The following is a 7114-nucleotide window of genomic DNA, read 5'->3' as shown; positions in this document are numbered from 1 at the left end:
CTCCAGTTTGGTGCATCAAGGCTTTTGGGGTGAGCTTTCCAAAACACGCTCCTTCAACACATCATTTAATCAATATACTCATGACCCCTGAACGCCTTGCCCGAATCAAGCAGACCCTCAATACCCGCCAACCCGACCTGCGGGTGCTGACGGATCAGGTGCACAAGCCCAGAAACCTGTCGGCGATTATCCGGTCCTGCGATGCCTTTGGCCTGGCCCATATGCACGTAGTGTGGCCGAAGGAGGGCTTCCGGGCGTTCCGGAAGACCGCTGGCGGCAGTTATCACTGGGTGACCACCCATACCCATCCGACCATGGATGAGGCGGTGGCCGGGCTGAAGGCTCAGGGCCACAAGATCTACGCAGCGCAGTTGTCAGAGCGGGCGGTGGATTTTCGGGAGGTGGATTACACCGTGCCTTGCACGATCATCATGGGCAACGAAGTGGACGGGGTAAACCCGGTGACGGCGGAGCAGGCGGATGAGCATCTGGTGATTCCGATGATGGGGATGGTGGAGTCCCTGAACGTATCTTCGGCCTGTTCGATCATCCTGTCCGAAGCCCAGCGCCAGCGGCAGTTGGCGGGCATGTTCGAGCAGCGGCGGCTGCCGGATGACGAATACAACCGGCTTCTTTTTTGCTGGTGCCAGCCGACGGTGAAGCGTTACTGCGACGACCGCAACCTGCCGTATCCGCCGATCGATCACGAAACCGGCGAACTGATCGACGGAGTAGGGTGGATGCAGGAGGTCAGGAAGCTTAGGGCGAATCGTCCCAGATGGGATGATCAACCAGAAAACATCGAAGCAAACTAGCTTTCACGAGCTTCCAGATAACGCTGCAACTGCTCCCGCAACGCTTTGGGCAGGCGGGTGATGGTCAGAGCGTCTTTGTCGCGGTCGTAGTAGATCGCCTGGTTGACCAGATCCGATGAGAACGACACGCTCATGCCTCCGCCAGAGCCGGCGATGCGGACCAGCTTCTTGACCTTGCGGTGGTCCGGGTGCAGTACGCCGGTTTCCGGCATTTCGGCGTTCTGGCTGGCGAACTCCTTGAAACGCTCCGGCTGGCTTTCGTCCAGGTAGCTGGACAGCGCCTCGATGGCGACGGGCTCTCCCAGGGCGTGCTGGTCTTTGCAGAATTCGTAGGCTTTGGTGCGCACTTCACCGGCTTTTTCTGGCTCAGACGACTTGGCGAAGGCTTCCACCGCGTCCAGAAAAGTCATGGTTTCTTTTTCCACGTCCACGCTGTTGCTGAAGGCACACAAACGCAGGAACAACTCGCCGGGATCGCCGGTGCCGCGGGCGTGGATAACGGTCAGATAATTCTCACCGGCGTTGTCGTTGCGCCAGTCGTCCAGTTCGATGCGCACCGCCAGGTTCAGGCGCGACAGGCTCAGTACATCAGTGGCGTCCAGCTTCTGGCTGCCGTCGAAGCGCATGGCACTGTCGGTTTCGAGCATGAACAGGTACACCACGTCGGAATCGGCCAGGGCGTCATGCACAACCATCAGGTGGCCGTCGAATTCTTCCTGGCTGCCGTTGAGCAGCTCCTGCCACTGGCCGAACAGGCGGTCGGTCATGGCGGCGAAGGTTTGCTTTTCTTCCAGGTAGTCTTTGAGCCAGGCGCTGAACGGGCATTCGCCCAGGTCTTCGGAGAAGCGGCCGTATTTTTTGCCGGGCTTGCTGTTGAACAGGCGCTTCATCTGTTTGTGCAGGGCTTCGTAATCGCCACCGGGCTCCTGCATGGCCTCGCCGGCAACAAGGCGGGCGGGCTGGCCCGGCTGGTACTGGCTGGCGAAGGCGGTGCGCAGGTGTTTGATGGCCATTGTGTTCAGCTCCTGTGGTTAATCTTGTTGGCGAGGGATTTTGCCATGGATCGGTGTGGGATTCATTGTAGCTTTATAGTTGCGGTGCGGATCGCGAGGTGGGAACTTATTCTTTGTTAGAAAAATGTCCCCTACCCCGGCAAGCCCGCTCGCCAGGGTAGGGGAATCAGTACATAAGCCAGTCTACGAATTTAAGCCCGCTGACTCCGGACTAATTCCTGAAGCAACCCGGCAACGGCAGCCGGAATGTCGGCCTCAGAGTCCGCTGAGACACTGGCATTGGCAATGTCAGAGCCGAGATTCACAGTCACAGCCACCAAACCATGGGCGGTCAGCATCTGAGCCACGCGACCGCGCTCATCGGCATCGCCGGTGTTTTCTTCAGACACCACCACAGCGGTCTTGCCTTGATCAAACAAAGCCCGCTCCACGGCCAGGGCCAGTTGCGGGGCCTGTTTGCCGTTGCAGGCGATGATGACCGGCTTCTGGGCCAGGCGACGTTCGCGTTCTTCCGGAGTAACCGGGTCCAGGGATTCCAGGCCGTCGGCCAAACCGGCGATCATGCCTGCGCCGACCGTCACGTTGGTCAGGCGGTCGATGATGATGAAACTGCCCGTGGCGTGGTTGCGCTGGTAGGCGTCAAACGCGATGGGCTGGTTCAGGGTCAGTTCGCACAGACCGATTTCGTTGAGCTGGAGCTTGCTCGGATTCGGGTTCTGCTCCAGGGTGTTTACGTCTGTCTGATGGTGGATCTTCTTCACCGTGCCGGAGGTAAACGTAGGGCCGAGTTTGATGTCGTACAGGCGACCGGTTTCCAGTGGCGCGTCGATCATCCACACCAGATTGGCGTTGAACCGGTTATGAACCTCTGGTTCGTCTTCCGCTTTCACCAACATGTCGCCGCGGCTGATGTCGATCTCGTCTTCCAGAGTCAGAGTAATGGCCTGGTCAATGTAGGCTTCGCTCAGGTGGCCATCGAAGGTCACGATTTCCTTGACCTTGCTGGTGCGCCGGGAGGGCAGGGCCATCACGGTTTCGCCCGGGCGAATCACGCCGGAGGCGACGGTGCCGCAGAAGCCCCGGAAATTCAGGTTGGGACGGGTGACGTACTGCACTGGAAAACGGAAATGCTCCAGGTTCTTGTCCCGGGACACTTCTACGGTTTCCAGGATTTCCATCAGCGGCTGACCGGTAAACCAGGACGTGTTTTCGCTCCGGTTGACCACGTTGTCGCCGTCCAGGGCAGAGATCGGCACGAAGCGTATGTCTTTCAGGCCGAGGCGAGTGGCAAAAGCCTGATATTCGTCGCGGATTTCGTTGAAGCGTTGTTCGCTGAAATCCACCAGATCCATTTTGTTGACGGCCACCACGATGTGGCGAATGCCCAGCAGCGATGCGATAAACGAATGCCGGCGAGTCTGGGTCATCACGCCGTGGCGGGCGTCGATCATCAGGATGGCGAGTTGCGCGGTCGATGCCCCGGTGGCCATGTTGCGGGTGTACTGCTCATGGCCCGGGGTGTCGGCAATAATGAACTTGCGCTTGTCGGTGCTGAAGTAGCGGTAGGCCACATCAATGGTGATGCCCTGTTCCCGCTCGGCCTGCAGGCCGTCTACCAGCAGTGCCAGGTCCAGCTTTTCGCCGGTGGTGCCCATCTTGGCGCTGTCGGTTTTCAGGCTGGCCATATGATCTTCATAGATCATTTTGGTGTCGTGCAGCAGGCGGCCGATCAACGTACTTTTGCCATCGTCCACGCTGCCACAGGTCAGCAGGCGCAGCAGCTCTTTGTTCTCGTGTTGTTTCAGGTACGCCAGAATATCGTCGGCGATCAATTCAGATTGGTGTGACATCTCAGAAGTACCCTTCCCGCTTTTTCTGTTCCATGGAGCCGGCCGAATCGTGGTCAATCACGCGGCCTTGGCGTTCGGAGCTGGTGGCCAGCAGCATTTCCTGAATGATGTCCGGCAGCGTGTTGGCCTCGGATTCGATGGCGCCAGTTAGTGGGTAGCAGCCCAGAGTTCGGAAGCGTACCGATTTCATCATCGGTTTCTCGCCTTCCTTCAGGGGCATGCGGTCGTCGTCCACCATAATCAGGGTGCCATCGCGATCGACAACAGGGCGCACGGCCGAGAAGTACAGAGGTACGATGTCGATGTTTTCCAGGTAGATGTATTGCCAGATATCCAGCTCGGTCCAGTTTGAGAGTGGGAACACACGAATGCTCTCACCCTTGTTGACCTTGCCGTTGTAGATGTTCCAAAGCTCGGGGCGCTGGTTTTTCGGGTCCCAGCGATGGTGTTCATCGCGGAACGAGTACACCCGCTCCTTGGCACGGGACTTTTCTTCGTCCCGGCGGGCGCCACCGAAGGCTGCGTCGAACTTGTATTTGTCCAGCGCCTGTTTGAGCGCCTGGGTTTTCATCATGTCGGTGTGCTTGGCGCTGCCGTGGGTAAAGGGCCCAATGCCCTGCTTCACGCCTTCCTCATTGGTGTGCACGATCAGGTCCAGGCCGTATCGGTTGACCTGCTTGTCCCGGAACTCGATCATTTCACGGAATTTCCAGGTGGTGTCGACGTGCATCAATGGGAAGGGCGGCTTGCCGGGATGGAACGCTTTCAGGGCAAGGTGCAGCATCACGGCGGAGTCTTTGCCGACGGAATAGAGCATGACCGGGTTGTCAAACTCGGCGGCCACTTCCCGGATAATGTGGATGCTTTCGGCTTCCAGTTGTTTGAGATGCGTGAGGTTGTATGTGGTCATGATCATCCGTTGCCGCAGGGGCGTTGTGATGGCTGTAAATCGGATGAAACACTATATCAGAGCGTCATAGGGTATAAGAAGGTGCCCGCTAAGAATTTGGGGTTCTAATAATATAGCCTTGGCAGGCTCAGAGAGTCTGGAGGCGTGAAGGCAAAGATCGGCCGGGGCGCGGTCGAATGCGTGTGCTACTGACGAGCTTCGTAGGTTGAATGTCTGGCATCGGCCATCAGTTTTGCAACGTATCGGTCGACATAGTCAAATCCGTTGCCTTCAAAATCACTGAACTGAATGCCCACCTGGAACTCATCTTTAGCAACGCGTCGCATGTGCACAATATTGGCATCGGCCAGGACTGTGACTGGCTGGGTCGGCAATACCGGAACGGTGAAACGGGTTTTTACTTCGATCCATTTGCCGGGTGATGGGGTAAGCATGCTCGGAACCAACTGCTTCGCTGTTTCCTGATCGCAGGCGATCATCACGCCAGACCGTGACAGGTTGGATACCTGGCACGTAAGGCAGCAGCCGTCGCTTTTCTCAATGGTAATATCGGTGGTGACATCCACGCGTTGCTGGTGGCGCAAGTTAGATTTGGCTACGAAAGGTTTCATGTTCACTCGTCTGGCATGTGAGGTTTGAAAAGAGGTTGCCTTTCCCATAAACAAACGCCTTCTGGAAGAAACGCCCAAACGCTTGAAAGTTTAGCTGCTCAAAAAGTGAACAGCAAGGTATGTGCCTACTATTGTGTCAGTTTCATGAACGATTTCTGAACACGGCGTCACAAAATGACATCACCGCTTTCAGGGCCAGCAGGATTCCCGGGCTCTGCATGTCCCAGGGAGCTGCAGTTGCTGCAGTTGATGCGTGGCTGAGGTAAAATCCAGCCCCTAAACTCATCAGGGGCATCGCCCCGGGATTTCTGCAGACATTTATGACCGAGAAAACACAAGATGCTGCCCTGGGCGGCAAAGTGGGCTTCATCAGCCTGGGCTGTCCCAAGGCACTGGTAGACTCCGAACGTATCCTGACCCAGTTGCGCCTGGACGGTTACGAGGTCGTGCCAACCTACAACGACGCAGATATTGTGGTGGTAAACACCTGCGGCTTTATTGATGCCGCCAAGCAGGAATCCCTGGACGCAATCGGTGAAGCGATCAGCGAAAACGGAAAGGTGATCGTTACCGGTTGCATGGGCGCTGAAGCCGAAAAAATTCGTGAGACCCACCCCGGCGTACTCGCCGTATCTGGCCCCCATGCCTATGAAGAGGTGGTTGGCTCGGTCCACCAGTATCTGCCGCCAAAGAAAGATCACGATCCCTTTGTCGATTTGGTTCCACCCCAGGGCATCAAACTGACACCGCGACATTACGCCTACCTGAAAATTTCTGAAGGCTGCAACCACCGCTGCACCTTTTGCATCATCCCCTCCATGCGCGGCGATCTGGTCAGCCGACCAATCGGCGATGTTATGGACGAGGCCAAGCGGCTGGTCGATGCCGGGGTAAAAGAGCTGCTGGTCATCTCTCAGGACACGTCGGCGTACGGTGTGGATGTTAAATACCGGACGGGTTTCTGGCAGGGCCGTCCGGTCAAAACAAAAATGCAGTCCCTGTGCGAAGCGCTGGGCGAAATGGGTGTTTGGGTTCGCCTGCACTATGTGTATCCATACCCCCATGTGGACGACATCATTCCGTTGATGGCAGAAGGCAAGATCCTGCCGTACCTGGATATCCCGTTCCAGCACGCAAGCCCGAAAGTACTCAAGGCCATGAAGCGCCCGGCCCACGACAGCAAGACTCTGGACCGCATCCGCAAGTGGCGGGAAATCTGCCCGGAACTGACCATTCGTTCGACCTTTATTGTCGGCTTCCCCGGTGAAACCGAGGAAGATTTCCAGTATCTGCTGGATTGGTTGGACGAGGCTCAGCTGGATCGCGTGGGCGCATTTACCTACAGCCCGGTCGAGGGTGCCAAGGCCAATGAGCTGGAAGGTGCTGTACCGGAAGAGGTCAAGGAAGAACGGCTGGCCCGCTTTATGGCCAAACAGGCCGAGATTTCAGCCGCTCGCTTGCAGGCCAAGATCGGCAAGACCATTGATGTGCTTATCGATGAGGTGGATGAAGAGGGGGCGATTGGCCGTTCGAAGGCAGATGCGCCAGAGATAGATGGCATGGTCTACCTGAATGACGAAACCGACCTGGTCCCCGGTCAAATTGTGCAGGCCGTTGTAGAGCATGCTGATGAACACGATTTATGGGGTCGGCTTGTTTGATCGGCCTTGAGTGTGGCTCCTAGCCTTTGAATTTTGCGGGAGGGCCTTGGCAGGAAGTGCCTCCCAAAAACCGCTACGAGCACATCCATGTGCGCTTGTTTCAGGCCATCCTTGGCCTTCAACATTTTTGGGAGGCACTTCCTGCCAAGGCCTCGCAACCGTCAGTGATAATCAGCATCCAGAAATGCAGTAGCGAAATTGACCCGCCCGTGCGATAACTGCCAACCAAAAAGGCTAGGGCTGCAACAAAAAGT

At 57.0% G+C, this 7114-nt stretch carries 6 protein-coding genes; 2 read left to right on the top strand and 4 right to left on the bottom strand.

Annotated features, from left to right (window positions below; translation table 11 throughout):
- Positions 1 to 80 precede the first annotated feature (80 nt).
- Entirely contained in the window at positions 81 to 815 is a 735-nt protein-coding gene (gene trmH / locus IBX51_RS13685; RefSeq protein ID WP_291831842.1) for a tRNA (guanosine(18)-2'-O)-methyltransferase TrmH, read from the top strand.
- On the opposite strand, the gene IBX51_RS13680 is transcribed toward trmH, so the two are convergent.
- The 4 genes from IBX51_RS13680 to IBX51_RS13665 form a co-directional block, all read right to left on the bottom strand.
- Positions 812 to 1828 carry a nucleoid-associated protein gene (locus IBX51_RS13680; RefSeq protein WP_291831841.1) on the bottom strand — a complete coding sequence of 339 codons (1017 nt, stop codon included), beginning with the start codon at positions 1826 to 1828 and terminating at the stop codon, positions 812 to 814. The two genes, trmH and IBX51_RS13680, sit on opposite strands and share 4 nt — an antisense overlap.
- A 191-nt stretch (positions 1829 to 2019) precedes the next feature.
- Positions 2020 to 3678, bottom strand: a complete 1659-nt coding sequence (gene cysN, locus IBX51_RS13675; RefSeq protein ID WP_291831840.1) for a sulfate adenylyltransferase subunit CysN — start codon at positions 3676 to 3678, stop codon at positions 2020 to 2022.
- 1 nt (position 3679) lies between these two features.
- The gene (gene cysD, locus IBX51_RS13670; RefSeq protein WP_291831839.1) at positions 3680 to 4594 is read right to left on the bottom strand and encodes a sulfate adenylyltransferase subunit CysD; all 915 of its coding nucleotides are present in this window, start codon (positions 4592 to 4594) and stop codon (positions 3680 to 3682) included.
- A 179-nt stretch (positions 4595 to 4773) separates the two neighbouring features.
- The gene (locus IBX51_RS13665) at positions 4774 to 5199 is read right to left on the bottom strand and encodes a PilZ domain-containing protein (protein WP_291831838.1); all 426 of its coding nucleotides are present in this window, start codon (positions 5197 to 5199) and stop codon (positions 4774 to 4776) included.
- A gap of 320 nt (positions 5200 to 5519) precedes the next feature.
- Between IBX51_RS13665 and rimO the strand changes: the two genes are divergently transcribed.
- Positions 5520 to 6860 (top strand): 30S ribosomal protein S12 methylthiotransferase RimO, encoded by a 1341-nt coding sequence (gene rimO, locus IBX51_RS13660; protein ID WP_291831837.1) that lies wholly within the window; start codon positions 5520 to 5522, stop codon positions 6858 to 6860.
- Positions 6861 to 7114: the final 254 nt, after the last annotated feature.

Source organism: Marinobacter sp. (genome assembly GCF_014859525.1).
Lineage (GTDB): Bacteria > Pseudomonadota > Gammaproteobacteria > Pseudomonadales > Oleiphilaceae > Marinobacter.
Note: the sequence above shows the minus strand (reverse complement) of the source record. Positions and strands in the feature narration are given on the sequence as shown.